The organism is Gluconobacter sp. Gdi, from assembly GCF_014132155.1.
Taxonomy (GTDB): Bacteria; Pseudomonadota; Alphaproteobacteria; order Acetobacterales; family Acetobacteraceae; genus Gluconobacter.
This window is the reverse complement of the sequence record NZ_BLJQ01000003.1, coordinates 223,642-249,480: the sequence shown is the minus strand read 5'-3', so window position 1 is coordinate 249,480 and position 25,839 is coordinate 223,642. Positions and strand designations below refer to the sequence as shown.

Genomic DNA, 25,839 nt, shown 5'->3' with positions numbered 1-25,839 from the left:
TTTTGCCGAACGCCGGAGTAAGAAAATCCTTGCACGCGAGATCGAGAAGATTAACGCAACATATCGATACCCCATTTGCCAGGAGGGCGGCCGTGAGTGAACCAGTCCTAACACGCCCGCAGCGTGACGTCCTGAACGCCCTGAAAGCACAGCCGGACGTCTGGCACGCACCGGACAAGCGCAATCGCTACGCGTATCAGCCCCTCATGCGCCTCGGTCTAGTTGAGCGCAGTCCGGACGGGCTGTATCGCGCCGTGAAGGTAAAGGATGGTGGCCATGGGTGAGACGCTTGACGAAACAATGACTTTTCAGGACGTCCTAGACCGCCTGAAAGGCCGCATCGGAAAGACAAAGCTCAGGGAGCACCTGAGCCGCGTCCACGAGTTCCACGGAGGACCTACGCACCGCCGCTGGGGCAGCCGCATTATCTTCTATCCGGCAGATTACAAACGCCTTCTGTTGAGCCTGGAATGCCCCTTAAAGTCTACAAGCGCCCCAATTCAGAAACGCTCTATGTCCGTGGAACTGTCAAAGGACAGAGCATTTATGAAAGCACAGGAACTGCTGACCCGAGGCAGGCAGAAGAATACCGCGCAAAGCGGGAGGCAGAACTCTGGCAAGAAGGCATCTATGGCAAACGCGCCGTTGTAACGTTTGCTCATGCCGTAACAGCTTATCTGGAGGCAGAGCCAAGGTCCGACGCGACCAAGGCTTACCTTCTCAGGCTTCTGGATCACTTCGGGGCCATCCGCCTTTCGGACATCGACCAAACATCATTGGACCAGGCTTATCGGCATATCCTGCGGGATGGTGCCGAGGCCAGTCCCGCAACAAAGGTCCGATCGGTTCTTACTCCATTGCGGTCAGTTCTCGAGTTTGCGGCGATCCGCAAATGGTGTGACCGTCCCGCGTTCGACAAGCCGCGCATTCCGACGAACAGAACGATCTATTTACGCCCCGAGCAGGTGACGCGTCTTATCGAGTGCGCAGCGCCCCACCTTAGGCCATTGCTAGTTTTCCTATTCGGAACCGGAGCCAGAATGTCAGAGGCACTGGAACTGGACTGGTCGAGCGTTGATCTGCGGGGAAAGAGGGCCGTTGTCTGGCAGAAGCAGGGAAACGAGCGTCATATCGACCTGCCGGAACGAGTGCGCACTACTTTAGCCGCACTGCCCAATCGAGACGGACGCGTGTTTCGTCCTGTCCGTCCTCGTAAATCGCGAAGCGGGCAGGGCAAAGAGGTCGGCGACTCTTACTCTGAAAATGGTCGCACGAGCGGCGGCCAGATTAAGGCGGGCTGGTCAGTCGCGTGCCACAAGGCCGGGCTGCCTGGAAAAATACGCACATGGGTTCCGAAGGGGAAGCAGACAGAGCGTAATTTCTTTGTGCCAGACGTCACACCTCACGACGCTCGCCATACATGGGCAAGCTGGCAATACTGCATCCACAAGGATCTCATGAGACTAAAAGCTGATGGCGGTTGGGGAAACATCACAACGGTCACTCGGTACGCCAAAGTGATGCCCGAAGCCTACCGCGATGAGATCATGGAGTGGCTGGGGATAACTGCTTAAATGTGCAGAACTGGTGCAGTCCGTAATTGGACTGCGCTAGACCCGTTGAAAAACTGCCGTTTTTCGTGAGTGTTCAACTACCTTGACATGGTAGGGGTCACAGGTTCAATCCCTGTTGCGCCCACCACCCGATCCGGTCAGAAATTCCTAAAAAATCAATAACTTCAATCATTAATTATTTTTCTGTTCTTGATATTATCCGCTCAGAATTAGAGCACTCCAGAAAATAATCATCGGGCTGCCTTTTCGCAAGAACTGGGACCCCATCATTCAAAATCCCACCGCAAAATAACAGAGTGATTCAGCGTAAGTCCTTGCTGCGCGCAATTAAACTTCGCTACGCGGAATAATCCAGAAACAGCTCTCCCAGCACATTTTAGCTTTATCTGGCCCAATCAATTATCGGCAACATTCATTTTCAACCGCCTTTTGAGGCGGTTTTTTCATATCTAGGGACTTTATTATATGCACTTTCTCAATCGCATCGCTGCGTTTGGCCTGTCAGGTATGCTGCTCGCTTCGACAGTGGCCTGCTCGACGACGAGCAACAACACCAGCTTCAACACAGCCACCCTAAACAAGGATGCCGCGGCCATCGCTTATGCGGTTCAGATCATCGAAACAATGCCGGGTGTAATCAATCACCTGTCCACTGATGACAAGGCCAGGTTCGATAGCCTTGTAGCCCAGATCGAGAGCGTTACCGCCTCGATTGAAGCCAGTTCTGGCGGATCCATTACGGTTGATACCGGGAAAAGCTGGGCAAAATCTCTTGGAGCCGACCTCAATACGCTGCTGACAATCGCGACCCCGATTGTGCAAACCTATTACCCTTCAGCTGCAAACTATATGCAGACCGTCCAGTCCATGGCCCCTCTGGTCGAAATGCTCGCTGGCTTGGTGGCAACTCCGTATGCAGATGCATCAACAGACAATGCTGATTTGATCCGCGCTCGCATTTATCGGGGTATTTAACCCAATAGTGGAAACCACGAATTAAGGGAGAGACGCCTTGGCTACTTACTCCCTATACTTTTGGTTTTTGACGCGATTTGGAAGCCAGAACCCTCTATAAAAGACCTGAGGGAACGGACCCACGATCGAAAGCAAGAACAATTTTCGATCCTAGGTTACTAATAAGATTTTAAGCCATTGTGACGCTCATGACATTTTGCAGGGCACTTTGCGATTGTTCCCGGATTTCTCAAAATGACGGTTTTCGCTTATCGAGAGGAGACCTGACCATTTAAAGGAACCTCTACGCTGTCGATCAGTGCCAATTTTGACCCATTCGAGGTCTTTCGAGCTTTCTGGACACTTTTGAAAGAACTCTACTGGCTCATGCTGTATCTCTATCATCTTTTGACAGGTTTCTCCCCGCAACGTTGATCCCCTCTAACGCGTTGTCGTCAGCCTCCTGCTGCTAGGCTGGCTATATCGTGGAGAGAAATTATGAGGTTCCGTTTTCTTTTGGGGCCTATCCTTTTGGCCTTTGGGCTGACAGCCTGTGCTCACGACCATCACTCTGATCGTGTTGATCGCACTCACTGGCGCCAAGGCGATACACCAGGTCCATATTCCGGATACAAGCACAATAACTGGACCGCACCCGGCAGGTAGTCCAACGCCTCAGTTTTGTCGCCAAGCCATCCTGACGGGACTTGCACGATAAGACATTAGGTCGCGACCATGGCCTTTAGTTCCTCCTCCGTTATTTGTCACATGGTGGATAATGCGCGGAGGAGGGGCGTAAGCAGTATGACTCACAGTTGATGGCGGAAAGTTTCTGGGAGGCGTCGTTTTCGCCTGCAGGAAATTTCTGGAAATCTTGGTTGGGATTTGTTCATCAAACTGCGGCACGATAACCTGCGGCCCTGAACCAGTCATGACCACCTGAGGCAGGAAGTCTGGCGGCCTGTAAAGGTCATTTTTCCCATTCCAGACCCCCATGACGTGCTCTTCATATTCCGTGCCCAAAGCAGGCGTTAAAGAGTGATAGGCAGCCGTTGCCGCACTCCAGCCATGCAATTGCGTGAAAAGATTTTTTAGAAAAGAAGCCCCATATCTAACATTGGTGAGGGGGTCGAAAGCTTCTTCTAACGAGCGAAATGCATTCGGATGATGATGAAGATTGACCTGCATGCAGCCAACATCAATCGATGTGATGCCTGCACTCCGAAAAGCTTCGACTGCAGCAATAGCCTCGGCTTTTGAAGGATAAAAATATCCTTTCCCAGCAGCATTCACAGTCCATGGCCAAGCCACTGTCCGGCCCGATAATGGGTCACGACGGCCACTCTCTACACGGCTGATAGCCCCCAGAAGACCATTCGGAATACCAGCCTGTGGCTCTGCAGTAGACACAGCCTCGCTACATGCCCGCGCCATATCCCAGTCATTGGCGCCGGCTGATGACGTAGCAACACTTATACAGAATAGAAAAAACAGGCGCTTCCCGGTCATACCAACCTTATGACCGGGAAAAATGAATAAAGGCTTACTGAATAACGGTCGTTTCGCGCATCATCGGCGCACAGACCTTCTCAAGCCACTCCTGGACATCAGACTCAACAACCGGACCTACGCGCGTCAAAACCTCTGCATGATACGCATTAAGCCATTCGAGTTCAGCGTCATCCAGTAGCGTCACATCAATGAGTTCTCGATCAATCGGCGTGTAGCTCAGGATTTCAAATTCGAGAAATACGCCTTTCGCCCCTTGATAGGAGGAAGGCTTAACAAGCATCAGATTTTCGATCCGGATGCCATAAGCCCCCGGCTCGTAATACCCTGGCTCATTAGAGACAATCATACCCGCTTCCAAGGCTGTTGGACGCGGCGCAGGGGAAATGTTCTGCGGGCCTTCATGCACGGATAAATAACTTCCAATGCCGTGTCCGGTACCATGATCATAATCCAGCCCAACCTGCCAAAGAGCAGCACGCGCCAGAACATCCAGACGATGCCCTGTGGTACCCGATGGGAAACGCACGCGCGACAACGCAATATTTCCCTTCAGAACACGCGTAAACGCTTCTTTGACGTCCTGAGGAGCTGACTCCGGCCCAACCCAGAGCGTCCGTGTGATGTCAGTCGTCCCGAACGGATACTGTCCACCACTATCAATCAGATAAACGCTATTGGCCGGAAGCACGCGATCCTTGCCGACTTCTGCACGATAATGCGGATATGCCCCATTCGGTCCCGAGGCCGAAATCGCATCAAAACTCTGTTCCCGATAGTCGGCAGAGCGTTGGCGGAACATCCCAAGACGCTCAACAAGATCCGTCTCCCGTTCTCCCGCAGCAGATATCGAAACGGAATGGAGGAAACGTGCCATCGCAATACCATCGCGCTGATGCGCCTGACGTGCACCATCCTGTTCGGTCAGGTTTTTGACAGCCTTGGGTAGCGTGCAGGGATCATTCCCATCCACCACCGAAGCGCCAGCGGTTTTCAGGGTCGTTTCGAACCAAACTGGCGTCGTCACAGGATCAAGCCGCACGACCTTGCCACTCAGCGCTACGAGGCGTTTTTCCAGTGTACTCGGTGCCTGAACAGCGACCTCTTCATCGAGCGCTGTAGCCAGATCGTCTTCAAGGCGGGCAGGGTCCACAAACAGCTCTGCCCGACCATCAGCATGCAGCAGGCCATATCCATGGGCCACAGGCGTTAGCGGGACATCACTACCGCGAATATTCAGGAGCCAGGCGACGGACGTGCAGTCCGCCAGCACCACAGCATCCTGTCCAGCTTTCCGTAACCCGGCAGCGAGGCGCTGGCGCTTACTTGAACTTGTTTCCCCCGCCAGTTCTACACCGTGATTAATAACGGCATTAGCCGGCGCAGCAGGGCGGTCGAGCCATGCCTGATCAATTGGGTTAAATGCCAGCGGCACCAGTTCAACCCCGGGAGCACTCCAGGATGCCAGCATGGAACGGCTGACCAGTTTGGGGTCGTATCCAACGCGCACACCCTGCGCATTTTCTTCCAGCCAGTCGGACGCAGGCTCCATGCTTACATGTCGCCGCTCCCAGAGATCATGGGGAACCTGTTCCTCCATCTGAACGGTATATCGTCCATCCGAGAAGACGGCAGCAGCGTCCTGAAGAATGACCGCGAGGCCTGCGCTCCCCGTAAAGCCGGTCAGCCAGGCCAGACGGTCAGAGCAGGGGGCAACATATTCCCCAAGATATTCATCCCCCCGCGGGATGATGAAACCTGCAACGCCCAGCGCCTCACACGCCTTGCGAACAAGGGTAGGGCGCTCTTTGAGCGGAATGGAGGAAAGGGTCATGGAAAGTCCTTTTCCGGTTTGGAAACAGCCTCAAGGCAAAGCGTCATGAACAAAAGATCCAGCCAACGGCCACCCTTTCGTCCAACCTGAGGCAAAATACCGTTATTTTGAAAGCCTAACCGATGATGCAGCGCAATGGAGGCCTCGTTGCCAGCCGTGATCCCGGCCACCATTACGTGAAATCCGGCCCGTTTTGCGTGCTGGATCAACTGATTTAGCAAAAGCCTGCCTAGTCCGCGTCCCTGGCACTCGGATGAAACATATACGGAGTGTTCGACCGTGCCAGCGTAGCCTTCGAAAGCCCGGAACGGCCCATAGGATGCGTACCCGCAGACCACGCCATCTCCATCAACAGCCACGAAAACCGGAAAATTCTGAGCCTGTCGATCAGCAACCCATTTTCGACGCTGCTCCATCGTGAACGGCGTGCTGATCCAGAGTGCATTGGTATGCTCGATGGCATCGTTCGTAATCCGCAGAATTGCGGGAAGGTCGGCCTCCTGAACCTCGCGGATTACGACAGACATCTTAGCCTCTTTTACGCAGAATCAGGGTCGCCCAGTCGCCTTCACGCAACAGACGCTCCAGAACAAGGCCCTGACGGCGATGCGCAGCTAAGACCATATTGGCCTGTGTGTATAACAGCCCAGCAAGAATAGCCGTGCCGTTCGGTGCAAGATTAATGGCGAGAGACTGCGCCATCCGGCAGAGGGGACGCGCCAGGATATTTGCAAACACGAGATCATACGGCGCCTTGACGCGCACCTGAGCCGTGTTCCAGCCATTTCCGAAGCGACAGTCCAGCAGGTTACCCTGTCCGTTCAGACGGGCATTGGCTTTAGCTGTCCGCACAGACCATGGCTCAATATCGACAGCCAGAACTGGGCGATGCAGTAGCTTCGCCGCAGCCATTGCCAGAATACCCGAGCCACACCCCATATCCAGAATATGATGAGGTTTGCGGTACGCCACCATTTCCAGTGCGCGCAGGCATCCCCGCGTTGATCCGTGTTCACCCGACCCAAAGGCAATACCGGCATCAAGAGTAATGGTCAGGCGCGAGCGGTCAGGCTCGCCATGCAAATGAGTCCCTCGAATGGCAAACCGCTTGCCAACGTCCTGCTGCGGGAAGGATTCATAGGTCCGGGCCAGCCAACCTTCGGCTTCTGTTGCCTCACGAAGCAGTTCTGCCTCACAGCCCGTCAGAAGACGCGCAACGGACAACGCACTGTCAAGCTCGTCTTCCTTGTAGCCAGTGTCTTTGACACCTTCGATGCGCCAGTATTTCTGCGCATCATCAGCCTCAAAAATCCCGACAGTCTCACAAACACACATCAGAGCCTGTTCGAAAAGAGGAACAAATTCCTCCTCCACCGTAATGGACAAGGTTTCAAGCGCACTGGCATGGCGTCGGCCAATGCTGCGGGGTGCCATCACGATCTGATCTCCACGAAATTTGCCATGACGCGCTTGATGCCGCCATTTTCAAAGTTGATTTCCAGTCGGCTGCCATCCACCGCAATCACGGTGCCTTCGCCAAACTTCTGATGAAAAACCGTCGCGCCAACCGGAACATTCGCCTGCGGCTGCACGTCCGTAACGCGCGGACGAGGGGTCTGAGCCCCCCCTGAAGAACGACGCGTACTCGTAAACGGGCCGGATGCAAACATGGAAGGCGCTGCCGCAGCCTGCCTCCGGCTCTCAAGAGACTGCCCGCTCGTCTGAACGTATTCGGACGGAATTTCCTCAATAAACCGGCTCGGCATCGAGGCTTGCCAGTTCGCATAAATGCGGCGGCTGGCCGCATGAACAACGATCGCCCGAAGCCTTGCCCGTGTCAGCCCGACATAAGCCAGACGCCGTTCTTCCTCCAGCGCCCGGTTGCCGCCTTCGTCCAGGGACCGCTGAGACGGGAAAACCCCTTCCTCCCAACCGGGCAGGAACACCGTATCGAACTCCAGTCCTTTGGAGCCGTGCAACGTCATGAGGCTAACTTTGTCGTCACTCGTCTCGCTTTCCGTATCCATGACAAGCGCGACATGCTCCAGAAAACCTTCGAGCGTCGCAAACTCGCCAATCGCCCGCAAAAGCTCACGGATGTTATCAAGCCGGCCCGGAGCTTCCACAGAGCGGTCATCACGCCACATTTGCAGATAGCCGCTGTCTTCCAGAAGCTGCTCAACAGCCACCACCTGGCCTTCTGTCTCAAGCGTCGCTTTCGCACGCTGAAACGCTTCCATCAGACTGGTCAGGGCCTCTTTGGACTTCCCCTTGAGCGCACCTTGTTCAATCTGCGTCAGAACACCAGCAGTTAACGGGCCGGGCAGGGTACGCGCTACACCATGTAGCTTCTGCACAGCCACAGCCCCTACGCCACGCTTCGGAACATTAATGATCCGTTCGAACGCCAGATCGTCCGAAGGCTGCGACAGAACGCGCATGTAAGCCAGACAGTCCCGGATTTCCGAGCGTTCATAAAACCGCAGACCGCCAACAATCCGATAGGGTATGCCTATCGTCATCAGGCGCTCTTCAAATGGCCGCGTCTGGAAGCCAGCACGCATCAGGATGGCCATTTCAGACAGCGGATGACCATCGGCATGAAGGCGTTCAATCGCGCCACCAACAATCCGGGCTTCCTCATCGGAATCCCGAACCCCGATGATCTGGACCTTCTCGCCCTGCGCATCCTCACGGCCGGGACGGAGCGTTTTGCCTAACCGTCCTTCATTGTGAGCAATCAATCCCGCCGCCGCCGCCAGGATTTGCGCCGTCGAACGATAATTCTGTTCCAGCCGCACAACAGCGGCACCGGGAAAATCCTTCTCAAACCGGAGAATATTTTCAACTTCGGCACCGCGCCAGGAGTAGATCGACTGATCGTCATCCCCCACACAGGCAATGTTGGATGGACCCTGCTCGCGCTTTGCCAGCAAACGCAACCACAGATACTGGATCGTGTTGGTATCCTGATACTCGTCCACCAGAATATAGCGGAAGATCCGATGATACTGCGCCAGCACATTCGGCTGGGACCGCAGGATCTCCACCATGTGCAGCATCAGATCGCCGAAATCGCAGGTATTCAGTTCGCGCAGCCGCTGCTGGTAGCCGCGATAGATGGCTAAGGCCTGCCCATTGGCAAAATCCGTATCTTCGGCAGGCGTCACGCGATCCGGCGTCAGGCCACGATCTTTCCAACGCTGGATAATGCCCATGAGCTGATTAGGCGGCCAGCGCTTCGTATCCAGCCGGAAGGGTTCCATAATCTGCTTCAACAAACGAAGCTGATCATCCGTATCCAGGATATTGAACCCGCTCGTCAGGCCCACATACTCCGCATGACGCCGCAGCATCCGCGCGCAGATGGCGTGGAATGTGCCAAGCCAGAGCCCTTCGGCAGGCTCCCCCAGAAGAGCACCAACACGCTCGCGCATTTCACGCGCAGCCTTGTTGGTGAACGTCACGGCCAGAATCTGACTGGGGTAGGCCCGTCCGGTCAGAAGAAGATGGGCAAAGCGCGTCGTCAACACGCGCGTCTTTCCCGTTCCTGCACCGGCAAGAATCAGCAACGGGCCTTCGGTTGTCTCGATGGCACGTCTCTGCTCCGGGTTCAGGCGGGAGAGATACTCGGGGGTGGGGATGAGAGGGTCTTGCGGCACACTCCCGATATAGAGTGTGATGGCCCTATGGCCAACACATCATCTCCCCGGATCACTCTGACACGCGGCATCGGACCACAAGGCCATCGAGCCAGAATGCGAACCCGCGTCCTGACCAACGGCGCAGAAACCTTGGCAGATTACGAAATTCTGGAAATGCTGCTGTTCTTGGGCATCGCGCGCAAGGATACCAAGCCGCTCGCAAAAGGGCTCATCAGCCACTTCGGAAGCCTGATCGACGTTTTCCGCGCATCCACACAGGACTTGAGAAGCGCAGGCCTCAACGACGACACCATTCGTGCACTGAGACTGCCGGCCGTCGCGGCTGAACGACTGGCATCTGCCGAACACCGCGAACGACCCGTTTTGGGGGATTGGCCTCAGCTGATGAAATATCTTGAGACCGCCTTGGCAGGAGCCATCCGCGGGCAATTCCGTCTCTTTTACCTGGACAATCGCAATCGTCTTCTATCCGACGAAGCAGCTCCGGAACTCGAAGATATTACCTTGCTAAATCGCGCTATCGCCATCCGCGCACTTGCCTTGCACGCCACCGCCATCATCGGACTTCATGTTCAGCCAGCTTTAAAGCCAGTCGCGCTTTCAACCGCTGCTCGAACGCTGGAAACCGCACTTAGGCCACTTTCGATTGTTCTGCATGATATTCTCTTGGAGGTGCCCGACACCCCGGTTCGCAGCTTTCGACAGGAAGGCTTGCTATAAGGCCATAGGAACGTTGGGTTCTGTGACCTCTGCCGTGTGAAGGCAGTGGTCACAGAACTCATATCGGAATACCCCAACACCATATTCTGTGGCTTGATAACAACACTTGGGAAATGCCACAAAAACACATGGACGATATGCTGGCAGCCGAAGACGGATTTTCTGAAGTTCTGAATAGCTCTCTGCTTCAGACCATAAAATCCGCGGCCATGACCACTCAGCGATCAACCGAGTTACCCGAGCCTTCAAGGGCATTGCTGAGCGGACGAGGTCGTCATCTGGACGACGATATTCTTCTCAGAATGGTCGTCACTCTTTTCACCGGCGACGAAGCAAAAGCAGAGACTTTAAGCCCCTTATTGCTTGAACGATTTGGATCGCTGGCGGGCATTCTGGCAGCCACAAACAGGGAATTGGCCAGCATAAAGGATATGGGATCACACATGGTCCCGATGATCCGGGTTCTGCATGAGGCTGCACTTCGTTATAATCGTGAGCGGCTACCAAAAATTGATCTTCTCGATAGCGAGCAGAAACTTCTGGACTATCTGACAGCCAGACTTGCGCGAGAAAATATCGAGCAATTCCGTATTCTTTTTCTCAACGAGAAAAACAGCCTGATCACGGATGAGGCTCAGGCGCGCGGTACGGTCAACCACACCCCTGTCTACCCAAGAGAAGTTGCCCGCCGCGCGGTCGAAATTGAAGCCACATCACTTATTCTGGTTCACAATCACCCAAGCGGCGATCCGACACCTTCACAGGCCGACATCCAGATGACCCAGCAGGTTCAGGCCGCACTGGATGTTGTGGGCGTCCAGCTCACGGATCACCTCATCATCGGCAATGGAAAACATACCAGCTTCCAGAAGCTTGGCCTGATCTAGCCCAAACCGCTCTCAGCCCCTTGGAGGTAATAACCCCTCAAGGGCCAGTTCACCCGGCAATGCGCCACGTGGAAAGAGCGTGTTGACGTGCCCCATCTTCCGGCCTGGTCGTGCCTCGTGCTTGCCGTAGAGATGCAGTGATGCACCGTCCGTGGCCAGTATGGCAGGAACCCGCGCCATATCTTCCGGCCCGACAAGATTATGCATGACAGCGTCCGAATGACGTCGCGCAGGTGGAAGGGGAAGCCCTGCCACAGCCCGAATATGCATTTCAAACTGATCGATCAGACAGGCATCCATCGTCCAATGCCCTGAATTGTGGGGCCGGGGAGCAATTTCATTGACCAGTAACTGACCATCAGCAGCATGGAACATTTCCACTCCCATAATGCCGACCAGTTCAAGATCCGTCGCAATGCGTGTTGCGATGGCCTGAGCGTGCTCTGCGAGATCCGGCATAATAGGTGCGGGAGCCAAGGTGATGTCCAGGATGCCATCGCGGTGGCGGTTTTCCACTGCATCGAAACACCGTACCGTTCCGTCAATTCCGCGAACAACCATCACACTCAGCTCACGCTGAAAGTCGATCATTTTTTCCGCAACAAGCGGGTACGGCAAGTTCGTCAACGCAGAAAGTGCTTCAGCACTTTCAACTCGAAACTGCCCTTTCCCGTCATAACCAAAACGGGTCGTTTTCAGGATGAGAGGAAAACCCAGTTCTTCCAGTGCAGAGAGATCCGCCGGCCCGGATACCGCTTTCCACGGCGCCAGTTCCACGCCAGCCTGAGCCAGCCGGGTCTTTTCCAGAACCCGATCCTGACTGATCCTGAGGATCTCGCCACCAGGACGGACGGGACGACGTTTTTCGAGCAGTGACAGACCATCAACACTGATATTTTCGAATTCGAAAGTAACAACGTCACAACGAGCAGCAAAATCTTCCAACGCTATTGGATCATTGTAAGACCCAACTGTCGCAGAAGCTGAAACTTCGATAGCAGGGCTCGTGGCCGCCGGATTCAGGATATGAACACGATAACCAAGCTTGGCAGCCGCCATTGCTGACATGCGTCCCAACTGGCCGCCACCAATAATCCCGATTGTACTTCCAGGTGCAAAAACCTGATTATTCTGAACCGTCATTCGACAGGAATGTCCGCAACAGCTGCCGTCTGAGTACCGCGCCACGCATCAAGACGTGCAGCCAGCTCCGCATCGGCCAAAGAGAGGATGGAAGCCGCCAACAGGCCAGCATTCTTGGCCCCAGCCTTGCCAATCGCCAGCGTTCCAACAGGCACGCCACCTGGCATCTGTACGATAGACAGCAGGCTATCCTGTCCCTTCAGGGCATGACTTTCCACCGGAACGCCGAGAACGGGAAGGGACGTCCATGCCGCGCACATGCCGGGCAGATGGGCAGCACCACCCGCGCCCGCGATAACGACATGCAATCCACGGCTGCGAGCCGTACGCGCATAGTCCGCAAGACGATCTGGCGTCCGGTGAGCCGAGACAATCCGACGTTCATGGGCAATCCCCAGTTCGTCCAGAATGTCACAGGCATGCCGCATGGTTTCCCAGTCAGACTGGCTCCCCATGATGACACCAACGCGCACAGCGTCTTCTGCTTGAATGGTCTCGCTCGGAGAAAGGATCTGGCTCATCAGGCAATGTTATCCGGAATCAGACGGGTCTCGATCCAGGAAATCTCGTCTTTTAGCTGCAGCTTGCGCTTTTTAAGGCGCAGGATCTGGAGCTGATTGAGGGGATGGTCCACCAGGCGCTCAATAACCGTATCAAGATCGCGATGCTCGCTCCGGAGTTCGTGGAGGCGGCGGAGCATGGCATTGTTATCGGTCATCATTGCTATCGGTCCCGGAACTCTGTCACGGCATGATGACGAACAGAATTCATTCCGTCCATCGTCATGAATCCATATCACGGCTGAGGCGGCCTAAACCAGTCAGGCCCGCACCAATAAAAAAAGGATGCAGCTTCGTGAAAAGCTACATCCTTGATCTCAGCTCAGTGAGCGCTGTCTTCATGAGCGTCGTAGGCACTCACCACAGGAAGGGTCTGACCTTCACGAGCAAGACGGTCGTTGGCAGCTGAGACCGCTGCGTTCAGATCCATCTGAGTGCAAAGACCGAGAATGACCGGATCGCGCGGCTTGATGTTCGCGCTATTCCAATGCTGGCGGTCACGCACCTTGATGATGGTGTCCTTCGTCGTGCCCAGAAGCTTTACGATCTGAGCTTCCGTCAGATGCGGAAACTGACGAAGAACAAACGCAATGGCATCAGGTCGGTCATTGCGCTTTGCAACAGGCGTATAACGCGCGCCCTTGGCACGACGCTTCACCGGACTGCCAGATGACAGGATCTTCAGCTTGGAGTCCGGGTTCGCTTCGCAGCGCTTGATCTCGGCGTCAGACAGCTGATGATTTTTGACCGGATCGTAACCGTTGATTCCGGCTGCAACTTCACCATCAGCAATTGCCTGAACTTCAAGCGGATGCATGCCACAGAATTCAGCAATTTGAGTAAAGGTCAGGCCGGTTTTCTCGATTAGCCAGACGGCCGTGGCCTTGGGCATCAAAGGCAGGGTCATGTCAGTGCGTTCCTTTTGGGGCGCTAAGGGGCCGGCGAGAGCGCAGGCACCGATTGGCGTACCCGGAGAGGAACGAAAGGCCGCTCGGGATATGATCGCGGCACCTGCTGGATGCACGGCGATAATGAGAAACGGTATGGGGCACCATCACACATCTGGTCAAGGTCGAAACGGCAGGGCAAATCCAAAAACCGCCCTGCCGATCCTCCGTCATGCAGCGTGCTGCGTGCCAGCGTATGTGGATGCCGCTACGTTCTGATGACCAGGAACGCCATTCCCTGTAACAATCGGAATACGGCGCGGCCGGACAGCTTCAGGAACAACCTGCCGCACTACGATGGTCAACAAACCATTCTGAAGCTCGGCCTGATCAATTTCTGTGTGATCGGCAAGCACGAAGCGCCGCTCAAAAGCTCTCGTCGCGATACCGCGATGAAGCCACTCACGATCCCGAGTATTTTCTGGAACGCTTCCACGAATGACGAGCGTATTGTCTTCCTGAAGAACCTCAACATCATCCGGGCCAAAACCGGCAAGAGCCATGGTCAGGGCGTAGTCTGTTTCGGCAGTTTTTTCGATATTGTAGGGGGGGTAGCTCGGCATAGCCTGAGCATTGGCAGCGTTGCCAGCCATACGGGCAAGGCGATCAAAGCCAATTGCGCTGCGGAACAGCGGCGTAAAATCGTATGTCATGAAAACCTCCTCAAGGCAGGGTTCATCTGATGCAATCCCCAATTGGCAGACTGCGCTTGGTTTACCGGCCATGACCCCGAAGGCATCATGACCGATATTCCAGATGGTACCTGTCCTGCGCCCCTTCAAGAGGGGAGCGTGGAGGCAGACAAGCTTACTTGCGGGTACCGATACCAGCGAAGCGCTTGTTGAACTTGGCAACCTGGCCTCCGGTGTCGAGCATACGCTGCACGCCAGTCCAGGCCGGATGGGACTTCGGGTCAACGTCGAGACGCAGCGTAGCACCCGGCTGACCATAGCAGGAGCGGGTCTTGTACTCGGTGCCATCGGTCATGATGACGTTGATTTCGTGGTAGTCGGGATGAATGCCGGATTTCATGAATTCTCTACTCCAGGAAAAAAGCTCCGATACCGACCGGAGCGAATCATGAGGCGCGTATAACGGAAACCGCTCAAGGATGAAAGCACACTTTACGGGATCGCATGAGTCCGTTTATCCCTTGGGCGATGCAGGTAGCGCTTTTCCGGCCTGCAACCGCAGTGATGCGGGTTCCCCCAAGAGAGGTTCGAAATATGAGCGAAACGAAACATGCCCTGCATACTCCGGGCTGGCTGAGCGACTTCCAGAAATTCATTATGCGCGGAAACGTGCTGGATCTCGCCGTCGGTGTCATCATCGGTGCGGCCTTCACCACGATTGTGAACAGCGCCGTCAAAGATGTCCTGACGCCTTTCATCGGCCTCCTGACAGGTGGTGTGGATTTCTCTAACCTCTTCATCACCCTGAAAGGTCCGGTCAAGGATACGCTTGCAGAAGCACAGAAGGCCGGTGCGGTTACCGTCAATCTGGGTGTTTTCCTGAATGCTGTCATTCAGTTCCTGATCGTGGCATTCTTCATCTTCTGGGTTGTGCGCCTCATCGGCAAGCTTCACCGCAAGGAAGAGGCTGCACCAGCAGCGCCACCGGCACCGACCAAGGAAGAAGTTCTCCTGACAGAGATCCGCGACATTCTGGCCACCAAGGCTTCCTGATGTCACGGCAGGCTCCTTTCGGAGCAACCTTCACCCGCAAACTGACAGGTTTTGTTTTGGTGGGGAGCCTGCTCTGTGGATGCGTGGCACGTCCTTTCGAAGGCGTGCCCCCATCTCCGAATGCCAGACTTTATGCGTATCTGATTGCCCACGGCATGGCACGAGGGGCGTTAATGAGGGGAAAAGTTACCCCTCAGAATGTTCAAAAGCTCATAAGCCTCGACCATGATGCTCAAAAAGCAGTTCTAAACGCTACAAGGCTTCAGACATCATCGGATAATCGTCAGGCAGACGCCGCAATCGCAGCACTTCTGACCAGCTTTGATAGCTAGGCATTCCGCCTCAAAGCACAAAAAAACCGGCTCAGTTAGAGCCGGTTTTTTTGTGCCTGATAAAGACTTCAGAGCCTCATTCCGTATCGGAGGAAGGAGTTTTCCGAAGTCGCTTTTCACCCATCAAGAGCAGCAGGGGAGCAGCGATGAAAATGGAAGACGATGTGCCAACAACGATACCGAACAGCATGACCGTAGCGAACCCGGTCAGCGTGCTGCCACCAAACAAAGCCAGCGGTAGGGCCGCCAGAAAGACGGTCATGGAGGTGCCGAGCGTACGATTCAGGGTCTCATTGATGGAGAGATCCAGAAGTTCGCGCAGCGGCATTGTACGGTATTTGCGAAGATTTTCACGGATACGATCATAAACAACCACCTTGTCGTTGGTGGAATATCCGAGGATCGTCAGCAACGCGGCAACCATCACCAGATCAAACTCAAAACGCGTAATAGCGAGGAAGCCCACGGTTTTCGTCAGATCCAGAATAAGCGTCACCACAGCACTAATGGCGAACTCACGCTCAAAGCGGATCCAGATGTAAGCCAGAATCATGGCCAGACTGAAACCGAGTGCCAAGAGGCCATCCCGGAAAAGCTCGGAAGATACCGACGCACCCACAGCATCAGCCCGCAGAACCTGCGTACCGGGTTCAGCCGCTGAAATGGCGGTCTTTACACCATCGACAAGCTTCTGTGTCTGCGCTTCACGATCCGCACCATCCGGCGCATTGATCGAGATGCGGACATCCCGCGGAGAACCGAAGGCCTGAACAGCATCCGGATGAATGCCGGCCTTTTCCAAAGCAGAGCGCAGCTTGCCAAAATCTGCGGCTCCCGGCGTCTGGGCTTCGACGATGATACCACCCCGGAAATCGAGGCCGAGTTTCAGGCCCGGCTCGAAAAACAGAATGACAGAAGCAATGGAGAGAACCGCCGAAACGATAAGCCCCATATGACGGCCGCGCATGAAGTTGATGCGCCGATCGTCACGGACAAAACGGAGAAGGGGACGTGACAGCATGACGTTCAGACCGGCAGTTCTTTGGGACGGGCAAGGGCATACCACCGCACGACAAGGAAGCGTGACAGCAGCAGGGTCGTGAAGAGGGTCGTCACGATGCCGATGGTAATCGTCAGGGCGAAGTTCCGCACGGGACCCGTGCCGAACACGAACAGCATGACATGCGCGAGAAACGCCGTCGCATTACTGTCAACGATTGTGCTGGTTGCGCGCTCGAAGCCAGCCTGCAGCGCCTGAAGCGGCGCACGCCCGCGCTTCACTTCTTCTCGGATACGCTCATTGATGAGGATGTTGGCATCCACAGCCATACCAAGCGTCAGCAGCATACCCGCCATACCTGGCAGCGTCAGTGTCGCTTGGAAAAGAGACAGGATTGCGACCATCAGGATCAGGTTGGCGAACAGCGCAATATCCGCATACAGGCCGAAGCGACCGTAGAAGAGCACCATGAACACCACGACCAGGACAAATCCGGCCGCAAGGCTGAGAATGCCAGCATGGATGGACGCAGCGCCAAGGCTCGGACCAATCGTGCGCTGCTCGATAACAGCCAACGGAGCGGGCAGAGCACCAGCACGCAGCAGAAGCGCAAGATCGGACGCACTGTGGGCATCAAAGCCACCTGTGATCTGACCACTCCCTGCCGTAATCGGATTAATAATGTTCGGCGCTTCGATAACCTTGTTATCAAGCACGATCGCAAACCGCTTACCCACATTAGCGCGGGTCGTATTGGCAAAAGCCGTTGCACCAGCGCTATTGAGTTGGAACGTCACGGCCCAGCCACCGCTCTGCTGATCGATCACCGCACCTGCGTTCGTCAGATCCGTGCCGTCAACATCCACATGGTCCTGTACGGCAACCTGAGAATGGGTGCTGATGTCTTCCAGCATCGCCGAACCGGGGCTGGCCACACTGGGGTTTGGCGCCAGCAGACGGAACGTCAGACGGGCAGTTGTTCCCAGAAGAGTCTTGATCCGCTCAGGATCACTGACACCTGGCAATTCCACGACAATCCGGTCATCACCTTCACGGGCGATACTTGGATCAATAGCACCCGTCGCATCAATACGGCGGCGAACGATCTCAATGGACTGGGCAACAGCGTCCCGGGCACGCGCCAACATGGCATCATGCTGAAGCGTTAGAACGATGCGCCCATTGGCCTCAGCAACATGGAATTCATCAGGCACAACGACAGGAAGATCCTGCATCGTCTTCAGGGCAACAGCGCGCTCCGCATCGGAACGTGGCTCAAAGCTCAGGCTGGCCGTCTGATCATCCTTCTGGAAGTCACGGTAACCGAGAGATTTGTCCAGAAGGGTCTGACGTGCCTGATCCTGCAAGGATTGCAGGCGGTCATGTTCTAGGGACTTCAGATCAAGCTGAAGCAGCAGGTATGAGCCACCACGGAGATCAAGGCCAAGGTGAATCTGCCGCCAGGGCAGGGACGGCGTGGGGGCACGCATGAAATTGGGCAGACACAGCAGGAGGCCGATCAGGCAAACGCCTGCGACGCCCAGCAGTCTGAGCCGGCTATAATACATCATAACGGGTCGAGATGTCCTCGGCGGGTTTGGACGGTTCGAGTTTCTTGCGCGGGACCATGCCGCTTCCGCAATGCCGATGCAACCTTTCACCAACATTCCGCCCCTGACGGCTTTGCGAAGCCGTGATGGACTGGTAATCCTGTCACCCATGAACACTCGGCGACAGCTTCGGGTCGGCATCGTCGGTGCCGGTCACTTCGGGCGATTTCACGCCCTCAAATCAGCCGCAAATTCGGCTGAAAATCTGGTGGCGCTTTTCGACCCTGATCCGGCACGTGCAGCCACAGTCGCTCGTGAGGCACGTTGTGCCGTTGCAGAAACTTACGAGACCCTGCTAAATTCGGTTGAGGCTGTGATCATTGCGGCTCCAGCCGAGCATCATTTCCGACTTGCCAGCAAAGCCCTTAACGCGGACCGTCATGTTCTCGTTGAAAAGCCGATCGCAGCCACTTTGGAGGAAGCTCGCAATCTGGCGGATCTTGCATCCCAGACGGGCAAAGTTCTTCAGGTGGGCCATCTGCTGCGCTACTCCGCAGAGCACAGAGCAATCACAGAGCGCATCGACAAGCCACTCTATATCGAAGCCACACGCATCGCGCCTTTCAAGCCGAGAGGGACAGATGTGTCTGTCATTCTGGACCTGATGATCCATGACCTGGATCTGGTTCTTGCAATTGTAGACAGCCCGATTACGGACATCGATGCTATTGGCGCAGCCGTTTCAAGCGAACACGAAGACATCGCGAATGCGCGGGTCCGATTTGAGAACGGATGCGTCGCCACAATCACGGCGAGCAGAATTTCCCTTAAAACAGAACGCCGTATGAGACTTTTCTCACAGGAAGGCTACCTGTCAGCAGACTTCATGGAGCGTAAACTCAGCTTCATTGGCAGAGAACGTGGCCTCCCTCTACCGGGAACTGGAGGCTTCAAACGTGAAGCCATCAGCTGGCATGACCACGACAACCTTGCGGTAGAGCACGAAGCTTTTGCTGAATCATGCCTTAACGGCGCACCAGTGCTGGTTGATGCCCAAGCAGGGATCAGGGCACTTGATGCGGCAATCCGCGTCACTGAAAGCATCCATGCGTCTCGCAAGGCCATGGAGCTCTCAGGCCTTATTCCGGTAGCAGATAAGGCCTGAGAACCTTATGTTTTACTGACTTTCCAGCTCTTCTTTTTTGGCTTCAAGTTCAAGCCATTGCTCTTCGGCGTCAGTCAATTCGCGCTCTGCCGCCTGAAGGGCATCACTGATCTTGGTGAATTTTTCTGGGTCCTTGCTGTAAAGCACGGGGTCAGACAATGCTTCGCGATACGTGACAATAGCCTTTTCCAGCTTGGTCATTTTTCCGGGAAGAAGGTCAAGGACCCGCTTGTCATTATAACTAAGCTTCGTCTGCTTCTTTTCTGATTTTACAGTATTTTTTGATACAAGGTCATTCTCACCCCGATCTTCTGAATGACGCTCAGCAGGAGCTTCACCGCGTCGCTGAACAAGCATGTCCGAATAGCCACCGGCGTACTCAATCCATTGGCCATCCCCCTCGGATACGAGAACAGACCCCGCTACACGATCAAGAAAATCACGATCATGGCTGACCAGAAGAACAGTCCCCGCATAGTCCGCCAGCATTTCCTGCAATAGATCCAACGTTTCCAGATCAAGATCATTGGTGGGCTCATCGAGCACCATCAAGCTGGATGGCTTGGCAAGCGCGCACGCAAGAGCAAGACGCCCCCGCTCACCACCAGATAATTTTCCAACGGGCGTACGTGCCTGTTCCGGACGGAACATGAAGTCCTTCATATATCCGATAACGTGACGCTTCTCATTCCCGACCTGAACCATATCCCCACTGCCGCCTGTAAGGGTGTCAGAAAGGCTTTTGGTCGGGTCCAGACTTTCGCGCTGCTGATCCAGCGTCACCATGGCAACAGACGGTCCGATATAAACAGATCCTTCCTGCGGGGGCATGCGACCGGTCAAAAGACGAATAAGAGTGGTCTTTCCTGCACCATTGGCGCCAACCAACCCCAAACGGTCTCCGCGCAGAATCTTGAGATCGAGATTTTTTACAATCGTGCGATCCCCATACGCCCATCCCAGGCTTTCCGTACCGATCGTAATCTTGCCGCCGCCATCTGCTTCTGTCGCAGACATGCGCAGCGTGCTGGTGCCTCTCGCGGAGATTTCTCGACGGTTATTCCTCAAGGACGCCAGTTCAGCGACGCGGCGGACGTTACGCTTCCGGCGTGCTGTCACGCCATAACGCATCCAGTCCTCTTCCCGAGCGATCTGACGATCCAGCTTGTGAGCATCACGTTCTTCCTGCTCCAGCACTTCGTCCCGCCAAGTCTCATAGCGCGAAAAGCCTTGGTCCAGACGCCGCGTCTTGCCCTGCTCAAGCCACACCACACTCCGGGATAGCGTCTCAAGGAGGCGTCGATCATGGCTGATGACAATCATGGCACAGCGCGATGCGGCCAGCTCTTTTTCCAGCCAGGTAATCGTCGGAAGATCCAGATGGTTTGTCGGCTCGTCCAGCAGCAGAAGATCTGGCTCCGCAGCCAAGGCGCGGGCGAGGGCGCAGCGGCGAACCTCGCCGCCAGATAGCCGTTCGCACCCTTCGTCACCCGTCATGTCAAGTTCAGCGAGCATGGATCGGGCCCGATAGTGCTCCGTCTCATCCAGCCCATCTGCGACATAATCGAAGGTGGAAGAGTAGGCCGTCAAATCAGGCTCCTGCGCAAGGTAATGCACCTTGACGCCCGGCTGAACAAACCGGGTCCCGTCGTCAGCAACAATGTCGCCAGCCGCTATTTTGAGGAGTGTAGACTTACCGGAGCCATTCCGCCCCACAAGGCAGATGCGTTCGCCCGGAAGAACGCCGAGCTCGGCGCCATCAAGGAGCGGGCGTCCGCCAAGAGTGTAAGTGATATTCTGAAGAAGAAGAATGGGTGCCGACATATCCCCTATGTGTCGCAGGGAACGCTTGCCCGCAAGGCACCCAAAGCCTGATTTTGTCTCAGACGGACTTTATCCCACCTGTGACAGCCTGATAGGTCGCTACAGCCAGCGCCATCGGCTCGAAGGGTTTCGTAATCACGAAGGAGGGCTCATGCGCTTCTCCGGTCAACAAACGCTCCGGATAAGCCGTGACAAAAATTACAGGCGTTTCATGTGTTTTCAGAATACGCCCGACAGCGTGCATTCCATCACCGCCGCCACCAAGATTGATATCAGCTAGGATAAGGCCTGGCTTCGTCTCGGCAGCCAGCTTCACGGCGTCAGCCTCTGTATAAGCAACGCCTGCGATTTTATGGCCACAGCGCTCGACCAGATCCTGAATATCCATGGCAATGATCGGCTCATCTTCAATGATAAGCACCGTCGTCTGCGCAATGCCCTGAAGAGCCTGCCGTGCCACAGCCAGATTTGCCGCAGCATCTTCTTCAGAAATTGAAAGTGCCCGTGCCGCAGAAGCAAGCGACTGCTCTTCAAGAGAAGTCAGAAGCATCAGAGCTCTCTGAACAAGGGTCATGTCCGGACGATCGGCGTTCCGCTCTGAGAACGCCTGCACAAGCTTGCCATACAGTGCAAGCCGGGGAGGGAGATCAGATTTCTCTTCCGCAAGAAAATCCTTCAGCGCACTGGCTACCAACTGGTCTCCCTGTGCCTGATCTCCAGCCAGGGCACGGGCAAAACGGCGAGCATACGGTACCGCCGCAATGAGTTCGTGACGTGACGTGTCAGCCATGGATCCTCAGCCTCTTGATATTAGACAGCCGCGCGGAAACCTTATGAAGGACTATCCGTTTGTGGCGATTGAATAATCATGACACGAGCGACCGGATACGCCTAGTGTCTGTCTGCACTTGCAGCTTTCACCTTCCCGAAAGGATACCCCCTCTGACGGCACCTGTTTCCGAGCCTGGGACGGCTGTACAGGAAAAAAGAGGCGCTTCCTTTCATCAGGAGTTGCTGAAAGCGCTGCCAGACCTTCGTGGTTTCGCACGGTTTTTGACGCGCGACGCCGTGACGGCTGATGACCTTGTACAGGATACGGTCGTTCGCGCGCTTGCTGCACAGACGCAGTTTCAGCCAGGAACCACACTTAAAGCCTGGCTCTTCACAATTCAGAGAAATGCTTTCTACGAACAACGCCGACGCTCCTCGCGTGAGCAGGAAATCATGCAGGATGTCGAGATGGATATGCCGCTCTCAACCGAAACACCCTCAATGCAAAGCGCAAGGGATGCCGTCACGGATCTGGGAGAACTGATCTGGAGACTTCCGGATCTGCTGCGGGAAGCCATTATCCTCGTAGGCGCACAGGAACTCTCTTATGACGAGGCCGCCTGCATCTGTAATGTCCCTCCAGGAACCATGAAAGCGCGGGTTTCAAGAGCGCGAAGCCAGCTTTCCATTCTGGCGGACGGGCAAACTCCTCAAGAAGCCCCCCATTAACCTATTGAAAATTATTATTTTTTCAGAAATTCGAAAAAAACTTACATCGGGATGCAACGATCCTGGAACCCTGTTCATTGATCCCATGAAACAGGACGAAACCAGGAGTATTTCCCATGACGTTCCATGATCAGGTTATTGCAATCCTACCGAAGCTGCGTGTGCAGGCTCTGTCCCTGACGCGCAACCGCGCTGCTGCGGAGGACCTTGTTCAGGACGCCGTGTGCAACGCTCTGGCCGCTCAGAACAGCTTTATTCCCGGCACAAACTTCTCAGCATGGATGCATCGCATCCTGCGCAACCGCTTTATTTCCGACCTGCGCAAGCGTCGCGAGACGACCGACATCGATGATGTGCCGGCTTCAACCTTTGCCAGCCCGGCAACCCATGAAGACCGGCTCGCTCTGAAAGACCTGTCATTGGCTCTTTCCCGCCTGCCAGCCGACCAGCGGGAAGCCCTTGTCATGGTTGTTATTCAGGGCATGAGCTACGAAGCTCTGGCCGAGGCAACAGATTGCGCTGTCGGTACAGCTAAGAGCCGCGTTTTCCGTGCCCGCCGTCAGCTGGAAGCCTGGATGACTGGCGATATGCCAAGCAACGATAAGCTGCGCGTTAAGGTGAAGGCGCTACGTGACGCGATCGATGTCCGTCATCGCGCTGGACAGTCTGCTGACGATCTCCTTTTCTCATAAGCAGTGATGAACTCTTTGCCTCATGGGAACGTTGGTATTTCGCCCATTTCGGAATTGAAGCGATTGCGGTAAGTGTACCGTTTTTGTAAACAGTTCTTTACTGTCGTTTGGCTACGCAACTCTCACAGAGCGGTTGGCCAAAGCGACAGTCTGCAGGGAGCAGAGGCGATTATTCTGCGTTGTCACAGAGAGGCTCAGGACTAGAAAATGACCGGAGGAGACAAGTCCCAATCCTCATCCGGAAAATCCAAAGGGGATGATCAGGATTCCCCTTTTGGTATCTGGCTGAGTCGTGGACTGCATCAGCTCTTTGACGATGTTGCGAGCGAACCTATTCCTGAAGAGCTTTTAAAGCTAATCGAAGAAGACCGGAAAAAGTGATTGCGCAGGAAGCCCGGCCTGAGATCCTGGGTGGCAGGTCATAAAGGGTTCCGTCATTCCTTATCGCAAAATGGTTTTTCGCAGTGTGCGTATGCTCGATACGGTCGGGGCCCGTGTAATGGCCCTGATTGTTGCGACAACGCTTCCGCTTGCGACAATCGCAGGCCTGTTGGCTTGGCATAGCTATCAGGAAAACGTTGGCAACGCTTTGGCCAGAACCGAACGCGATGCCCAGGCTGCGCTCTCTGAACTGTCAAGCGATCTGGATCAGACGCACAGCGTTCTGGATATGCTGGCCGACCGCGATATAACCGCAGAAACCGCACTCCGAGAATTTGGCCTGGTCCAAACGATTTCACAGCATCACTATTGTTCCCTGATGCTGACAGACGCGCAGGGACACCCCTCTGTTGTGCTCCCACCGCCGTCTTCTCAAGACCCCGCAATCTGTCCTTCAGGCCAACTTCTCACAACGCTGGCTCAAAATGCTGAACGCCCTAATATCGGCGTGGATGTTATCAAAGGGGGACGTGGCCCTCTGGTAAGATTCGTCGTTCCCCTGATGAGCCAGGGAACGATAGCAGGATACATTATCGCGGTACGAACGCTTGGTTGGCAGCGTAGTCACCTGCCTGTCGGGGATGGAAGACTACTCCTCGGGGTAAATGACAACGCGAGACATCTTCTCATGATGGGAGATGGGTCGATTTTTTCGCTCTTCCCGGATCATCCTTACATTCCCACGCTGCCTCCTGCTGTTCATGATCGCCTCAAAAGAGATCTTACCAATCATGCCTTGCATGACTCGTTCACGTCCCACGGCACAACTTATGTGCTGCAGAACGCCTATGGCCCAGTCAGTCTGCTGGTTGCCACTGAGCGCACCCGTGAAGAGAACCGTGCCCTTAATATCTTTTTGATTCGCGTGAGTCTGATTGCCACTCTTCTGGTTCTGGAGTTGCTCATCGTAGCCTGGGCTGCCCGAACCTTTCTTGTCGAGCCACTGGAGAGGCTTGCTCTGGCAGTAGCGGACTGGAGGCGAGGGGCGCCCTTCGATCCAAGAATTAACCGCTCTATCCCACTGGAAATTCGACACCTGGAGCGCGCCTTTCTTAGAGCAACGCGCCGATTGACACGCCATGAGCAGGCCTTGGAGAAATCCGCACACCATCAGGACATGCTTATCCGGGAAATTCATCACCGGGTTAAGAACAATCTTCAGGTCATTGCATCACTGCTGAATCTTCAGGCCAGCCGCATTCGCTCTCATGAAGCGCGAGAGGAATTTCGACTGGTACGAGACCGGGTCCGCGCACTCGCGACACTGCATCGCTATCTGTATTCTGAAAATGGTTTGTCCGCTCTGGATGTTCAGAGCTTTCTGGAAGAGCTCTGTTCAATTCTCTTTTCGGCCCACAGCATGAATACGCAAACGCGGATCAGGCTGGAGCTGGACATCGAACACGTCCTGATCTCGCCAGATCAGGCCGTGCCAGTTGCGTTGATTGTCACCGAAGTCGTCAGCAACGCCCTTCGTTATGCCTTTCCGGAAAATCGATCCGGTATCATTCGTATTTCCCTTCATCGCGTCCAAAATCCTCCCGCCGATAAAACGGGATTAGTGGCGTTCGAGCTTGGGGATAACGGAATCGGACTTGAAGCCTCACGCGCTACGGAGTCACGCAACAGGCGAGAAGGAATCGGCATTCAGTTGATCCGTGGATTTGCCCGCCAGATCAACGCGGATCTTCTGATCTCGAATGAAGATGGCACATGGTACAACATGAAGTTCGTACCTGCGGATCCCTCTCCGACAGCTGTCGCGATTGCTCACAAAGCAATCCACAGCGAAGAGTCGCCAGCGTCCACGAGCACGCGCAAACCGTCCGACTCCTGAAATACGCACTTAAAATCTAA

At 55.0% G+C, this 25,839-nt stretch carries 27 protein-coding genes; 12 read left to right on the top strand and 15 right to left on the bottom strand.

Features of this window, described 5'->3' with window-relative positions; translation table 11 throughout:
* The first annotated feature begins 92 nt into the window (after positions 1 to 92).
* From JN414_RS08100 to JN414_RS08090, 3 genes are all read left to right on the top strand, one after another.
* A complete protein-coding gene (locus JN414_RS08100; RefSeq protein WP_202207441.1) occupies positions 93 to 284 on the top strand; it encodes a hypothetical protein in 192 nt (63 codons plus the stop codon).
* A 186-nt stretch (positions 285 to 470) separates the two neighbouring features.
* On the top strand, positions 471 to 1,574 hold the full coding sequence (locus JN414_RS08095) for a tyrosine-type recombinase/integrase (protein ID WP_202207440.1): 1,104 nt from the start codon (positions 471 to 473) through the stop codon (positions 1,572 to 1,574).
* A gap of 465 nt (positions 1,575 to 2,039) precedes the next feature.
* Positions 2,040 to 2,549 carry a hypothetical protein gene (locus JN414_RS08090; RefSeq protein ID WP_202207439.1) on the top strand — a complete coding sequence of 170 codons (510 nt, stop codon included), beginning with the start codon at positions 2,040 to 2,042 and terminating at the stop codon, positions 2,547 to 2,549.
* Positions 2,550 to 3,203: 654 nt separating this feature from the next.
* Here the strand turns inward: JN414_RS08090 and JN414_RS08085 are convergent.
* From JN414_RS08085 to JN414_RS08065, 5 genes are all read right to left on the bottom strand, one after another.
* Positions 3,204 to 3,821, bottom strand: a complete 618-nt coding sequence (locus JN414_RS08085) for a transglycosylase SLT domain-containing protein (protein ID WP_375781679.1) — start codon at positions 3,819 to 3,821, stop codon at positions 3,204 to 3,206.
* Positions 3,822 to 4,071: 250 nt separating this feature from the next.
* Positions 4,072 to 5,871 (bottom strand): aminopeptidase P family protein, encoded by a 1,800-nt coding sequence (locus JN414_RS08080; protein WP_202207437.1) that lies wholly within the window; start codon positions 5,869 to 5,871, stop codon positions 4,072 to 4,074.
* Positions 5,868 to 6,398 carry a GNAT family N-acetyltransferase gene (locus JN414_RS08075; protein WP_202207436.1) on the bottom strand — a complete coding sequence of 177 codons (531 nt, stop codon included), beginning with the start codon at positions 6,396 to 6,398 and terminating at the stop codon, positions 5,868 to 5,870. Before JN414_RS08075 ends, JN414_RS08080 begins: the two co-directional genes overlap by 4 nt.
* A gap of 1 nt (position 6,399) precedes the next feature.
* Complete coding sequence (locus tag JN414_RS08070; RefSeq protein WP_202207609.1) at positions 6,400 to 7,305, bottom strand: 50S ribosomal protein L11 methyltransferase; 906 nt, start codon at positions 7,303 to 7,305, stop codon at positions 6,400 to 6,402.
* Positions 7,305 to 9,533, bottom strand: a complete 2,229-nt coding sequence (locus JN414_RS08065; RefSeq protein ID WP_202207435.1) for an ATP-dependent helicase — start codon at positions 9,531 to 9,533, stop codon at positions 7,305 to 7,307. Before JN414_RS08065 ends, JN414_RS08070 begins: the two co-directional genes overlap by 1 nt.
* 27 nt (positions 9,534 to 9,560) lie before the next feature.
* On the opposite strand from JN414_RS08065, the gene JN414_RS08060 reads away from it, so the two are divergent.
* Together JN414_RS08060 and radC are read left to right on the top strand one after the other, a co-directional pair.
* Positions 9,561 to 10,256 (top strand): RadC family protein, encoded by a 696-nt coding sequence (locus JN414_RS08060; protein WP_202207434.1) that lies wholly within the window; start codon positions 9,561 to 9,563, stop codon positions 10,254 to 10,256.
* 128 nt (positions 10,257 to 10,384) lie between these two features.
* Positions 10,385 to 11,143, top strand: coding sequence for a RadC family protein (gene radC / locus JN414_RS08055; RefSeq protein ID WP_202207608.1), 759 nt, complete (start codon positions 10,385 to 10,387; stop codon positions 11,141 to 11,143).
* Positions 11,144 to 11,155: 12 nt separating this feature from the next.
* Here radC and JN414_RS08050 read toward each other — a convergent pair whose 3' ends face one another.
* From JN414_RS08050 to rpmE, 6 genes are all read right to left on the bottom strand, one after another.
* The gene (locus JN414_RS08050; RefSeq protein ID WP_202207433.1) at positions 11,156 to 12,286 is read right to left on the bottom strand and encodes a 5-(carboxyamino)imidazole ribonucleotide synthase; all 1,131 of its coding nucleotides are present in this window, start codon (positions 12,284 to 12,286) and stop codon (positions 11,156 to 11,158) included.
* On the bottom strand, positions 12,283 to 12,807 hold the full coding sequence (gene purE / locus JN414_RS08045) for a 5-(carboxyamino)imidazole ribonucleotide mutase (RefSeq protein ID WP_202207432.1): 525 nt from the start codon (positions 12,805 to 12,807) through the stop codon (positions 12,283 to 12,285). The genes JN414_RS08050 and purE overlap by 4 nt, the downstream gene beginning before the upstream one ends.
* Positions 12,807 to 13,007, bottom strand: a complete 201-nt coding sequence (locus JN414_RS08040) for a YdcH family protein (protein WP_046901537.1) — start codon at positions 13,005 to 13,007, stop codon at positions 12,807 to 12,809. Before JN414_RS08040 ends, purE begins: the two co-directional genes overlap by 1 nt.
* Positions 13,008 to 13,168: 161 nt before the next feature.
* Positions 13,169 to 13,753 carry a DUF1013 domain-containing protein gene (locus JN414_RS08035; protein ID WP_046901536.1) on the bottom strand — a complete coding sequence of 195 codons (585 nt, stop codon included), beginning with the start codon at positions 13,751 to 13,753 and terminating at the stop codon, positions 13,169 to 13,171.
* A 210-nt stretch (positions 13,754 to 13,963) separates the two neighbouring features.
* Positions 13,964 to 14,446, bottom strand: a complete 483-nt coding sequence (locus tag JN414_RS08030) for an Hsp20 family protein (RefSeq protein ID WP_167386140.1) — start codon at positions 14,444 to 14,446, stop codon at positions 13,964 to 13,966.
* Between the two features lie 154 nt (positions 14,447 to 14,600).
* Positions 14,601 to 14,825 (bottom strand): 50S ribosomal protein L31, encoded by a 225-nt coding sequence (rpmE, locus tag JN414_RS08025; protein ID WP_046901535.1) that lies wholly within the window; start codon positions 14,823 to 14,825, stop codon positions 14,601 to 14,603.
* A 194-nt stretch (positions 14,826 to 15,019) separates the two neighbouring features.
* Here rpmE and mscL point away from each other — a divergent pair, with 194 nt between their 5' ends.
* Both mscL and JN414_RS08015 read left to right on the top strand, forming a co-directional pair.
* Positions 15,020 to 15,478, top strand: coding sequence for a large-conductance mechanosensitive channel protein MscL (mscL, locus tag JN414_RS08020; protein WP_099212467.1), 459 nt, complete (start codon positions 15,020 to 15,022; stop codon positions 15,476 to 15,478).
* The gene (locus JN414_RS08015) at positions 15,478 to 15,810 is read left to right on the top strand and encodes a hypothetical protein (RefSeq protein ID WP_202207431.1); all 333 of its coding nucleotides are present in this window, start codon (positions 15,478 to 15,480) and stop codon (positions 15,808 to 15,810) included. The genes mscL and JN414_RS08015 overlap by 1 nt, the downstream gene beginning before the upstream one ends.
* 76 nt (positions 15,811 to 15,886) lie before the next feature.
* Here the strand turns inward: JN414_RS08015 and secF are convergent, their stop codons facing one another.
* Together secF and secD are read right to left on the bottom strand one after the other, a co-directional pair.
* A complete protein-coding gene (secF, locus tag JN414_RS08010; RefSeq protein ID WP_202207430.1) occupies positions 15,887 to 16,831 on the bottom strand; it encodes a protein translocase subunit SecF in 945 nt (314 codons plus the stop codon).
* A gap of 5 nt (positions 16,832 to 16,836) precedes the next feature.
* Positions 16,837 to 18,378 (bottom strand): protein translocase subunit SecD, encoded by a 1,542-nt coding sequence (secD, locus tag JN414_RS08005; RefSeq protein WP_202207607.1) that lies wholly within the window; start codon positions 18,376 to 18,378, stop codon positions 16,837 to 16,839.
* Positions 18,379 to 18,529: 151 nt separating this feature from the next.
* Here secD and JN414_RS08000 point away from each other — a divergent pair, with 151 nt between their 5' ends.
* On the top strand, positions 18,530 to 19,525 hold the full coding sequence (locus JN414_RS08000; protein ID WP_202207606.1) for a Gfo/Idh/MocA family protein: 996 nt from the start codon (positions 18,530 to 18,532) through the stop codon (positions 19,523 to 19,525).
* Between the two features lie 12 nt (positions 19,526 to 19,537).
* Here JN414_RS08000 and JN414_RS07995 read toward each other — a convergent pair whose 3' ends face one another.
* Both JN414_RS07995 and JN414_RS07990 read right to left on the bottom strand, forming a co-directional pair.
* The gene (locus tag JN414_RS07995; RefSeq protein WP_202207429.1) at positions 19,538 to 21,349 is read right to left on the bottom strand and encodes an ABC-F family ATP-binding cassette domain-containing protein; all 1,812 of its coding nucleotides are present in this window, start codon (positions 21,347 to 21,349) and stop codon (positions 19,538 to 19,540) included.
* A 58-nt stretch (positions 21,350 to 21,407) separates the two neighbouring features.
* On the bottom strand, positions 21,408 to 22,139 hold the full coding sequence (locus tag JN414_RS07990) for a response regulator (protein WP_202207428.1): 732 nt from the start codon (positions 22,137 to 22,139) through the stop codon (positions 21,408 to 21,410).
* Positions 22,140 to 22,360: 221 nt separating this feature from the next.
* On the opposite strand from JN414_RS07990, the gene JN414_RS07985 reads away from it, so the two are divergent.
* From JN414_RS07985 to JN414_RS07970, 4 genes are all read left to right on the top strand, one after another.
* Positions 22,361 to 22,849, top strand: a complete 489-nt coding sequence (locus JN414_RS07985) for a sigma-70 family RNA polymerase sigma factor (protein WP_202207427.1) — start codon at positions 22,361 to 22,363, stop codon at positions 22,847 to 22,849.
* Between the two features lie 116 nt (positions 22,850 to 22,965).
* Positions 22,966 to 23,541: a sigma-70 family RNA polymerase sigma factor gene (locus JN414_RS07980; RefSeq protein ID WP_046901528.1), complete on the top strand. Its 576-nt coding sequence runs from the start codon at positions 22,966 to 22,968 to the stop codon at positions 23,539 to 23,541.
* 207 nt (positions 23,542 to 23,748) lie between these two features.
* A complete protein-coding gene (locus tag JN414_RS07975; protein ID WP_160298815.1) occupies positions 23,749 to 23,922 on the top strand; it encodes a NepR family anti-sigma factor in 174 nt (57 codons plus the stop codon).
* Between the two features lie 91 nt (positions 23,923 to 24,013).
* Entirely contained in the window at positions 24,014 to 25,819 is a 1,806-nt protein-coding gene (locus tag JN414_RS07970) for a sensor histidine kinase (protein ID WP_237389942.1), read from the top strand.
* Positions 25,820 to 25,839: the final 20 nt, after the last annotated feature.

Excerpts from the sequence above, each read along its gene's own strand:
- JN414_RS08095 (WP_202207440.1), top strand. The coding sequence starts at position 471 with ATGCCCCTTAAAGTCTACAAGCGCCCCAATTCAGAAACGCTCTATGTC.
- JN414_RS08090 (WP_202207439.1), top strand. The coding sequence starts at position 2,040 with ATGCACTTTCTCAATCGCATCGCTGCGTTTGGCCTGTCAGGTATGCTG.
- JN414_RS08080 (WP_202207437.1), bottom strand. The coding sequence starts at position 5,871 with ATGACCCTTTCCTCCATTCCGCTCAAAGAGCGCCCTACCCTTGTTCGC.
- JN414_RS08075 (WP_202207436.1), bottom strand. The coding sequence starts at position 6,398 with ATGTCTGTCGTAATCCGCGAGGTTCAGGAGGCCGACCTTCCCGCAATT.
- JN414_RS08070 (WP_202207609.1), bottom strand. The coding sequence starts at position 7,305 with ATGGCACCCCGCAGCATTGGCCGACGCCATGCCAGTGCGCTTGAAACC.
- JN414_RS08060 (WP_202207434.1), top strand. The coding sequence starts at position 9,561 with ATGGCCAACACATCATCTCCCCGGATCACTCTGACACGCGGCATCGGA.
- radC (WP_202207608.1), top strand. The coding sequence starts at position 10,385 with ATGGACGATATGCTGGCAGCCGAAGACGGATTTTCTGAAGTTCTGAAT.
- JN414_RS08050 (WP_202207433.1), bottom strand. The coding sequence starts at position 12,286 with ATGACGGTTCAGAATAATCAGGTTTTTGCACCTGGAAGTACAATCGGG.
- purE (WP_202207432.1), bottom strand. The coding sequence starts at position 12,807 with ATGAGCCAGATCCTTTCTCCGAGCGAGACCATTCAAGCAGAAGACGCT.
- JN414_RS08040 (WP_046901537.1), bottom strand. The coding sequence starts at position 13,007 with ATGATGACCGATAACAATGCCATGCTCCGCCGCCTCCACGAACTCCGG.
- JN414_RS08035 (WP_046901536.1), bottom strand. The coding sequence starts at position 13,753 with ATGACCCTGCCTTTGATGCCCAAGGCCACGGCCGTCTGGCTAATCGAG.
- JN414_RS08030 (WP_167386140.1), bottom strand. The coding sequence starts at position 14,446 with ATGACATACGATTTTACGCCGCTGTTCCGCAGCGCAATTGGCTTTGAT.
- rpmE (WP_046901535.1), bottom strand. The coding sequence starts at position 14,825 with ATGAAATCCGGCATTCATCCCGACTACCACGAAATCAACGTCATCATG.
- mscL (WP_099212467.1), top strand. The coding sequence starts at position 15,020 with ATGAGCGAAACGAAACATGCCCTGCATACTCCGGGCTGGCTGAGCGAC.
- JN414_RS08015 (WP_202207431.1), top strand. The coding sequence starts at position 15,478 with ATGTCACGGCAGGCTCCTTTCGGAGCAACCTTCACCCGCAAACTGACA.
- secF (WP_202207430.1), bottom strand. The coding sequence starts at position 16,831 with ATGCTGTCACGTCCCCTTCTCCGTTTTGTCCGTGACGATCGGCGCATC.
- secD (WP_202207607.1), bottom strand. The coding sequence starts at position 18,378 with ATGTATTATAGCCGGCTCAGACTGCTGGGCGTCGCAGGCGTTTGCCTG.
- JN414_RS08000 (WP_202207606.1), top strand. The coding sequence starts at position 18,530 with ATGAACACTCGGCGACAGCTTCGGGTCGGCATCGTCGGTGCCGGTCAC.
- JN414_RS07995 (WP_202207429.1), bottom strand. The coding sequence starts at position 21,349 with ATGTCGGCACCCATTCTTCTTCTTCAGAATATCACTTACACTCTTGGC.
- JN414_RS07990 (WP_202207428.1), bottom strand. The coding sequence starts at position 22,139 with ATGGCTGACACGTCACGTCACGAACTCATTGCGGCGGTACCGTATGCT.
- JN414_RS07980 (WP_046901528.1), top strand. The coding sequence starts at position 22,966 with ATGACGTTCCATGATCAGGTTATTGCAATCCTACCGAAGCTGCGTGTG.
- JN414_RS07975 (WP_160298815.1), top strand. The coding sequence starts at position 23,749 with ATGACCGGAGGAGACAAGTCCCAATCCTCATCCGGAAAATCCAAAGGG.
- JN414_RS07970 (WP_237389942.1), top strand. The coding sequence starts at position 24,014 with ATGCTCGATACGGTCGGGGCCCGTGTAATGGCCCTGATTGTTGCGACA.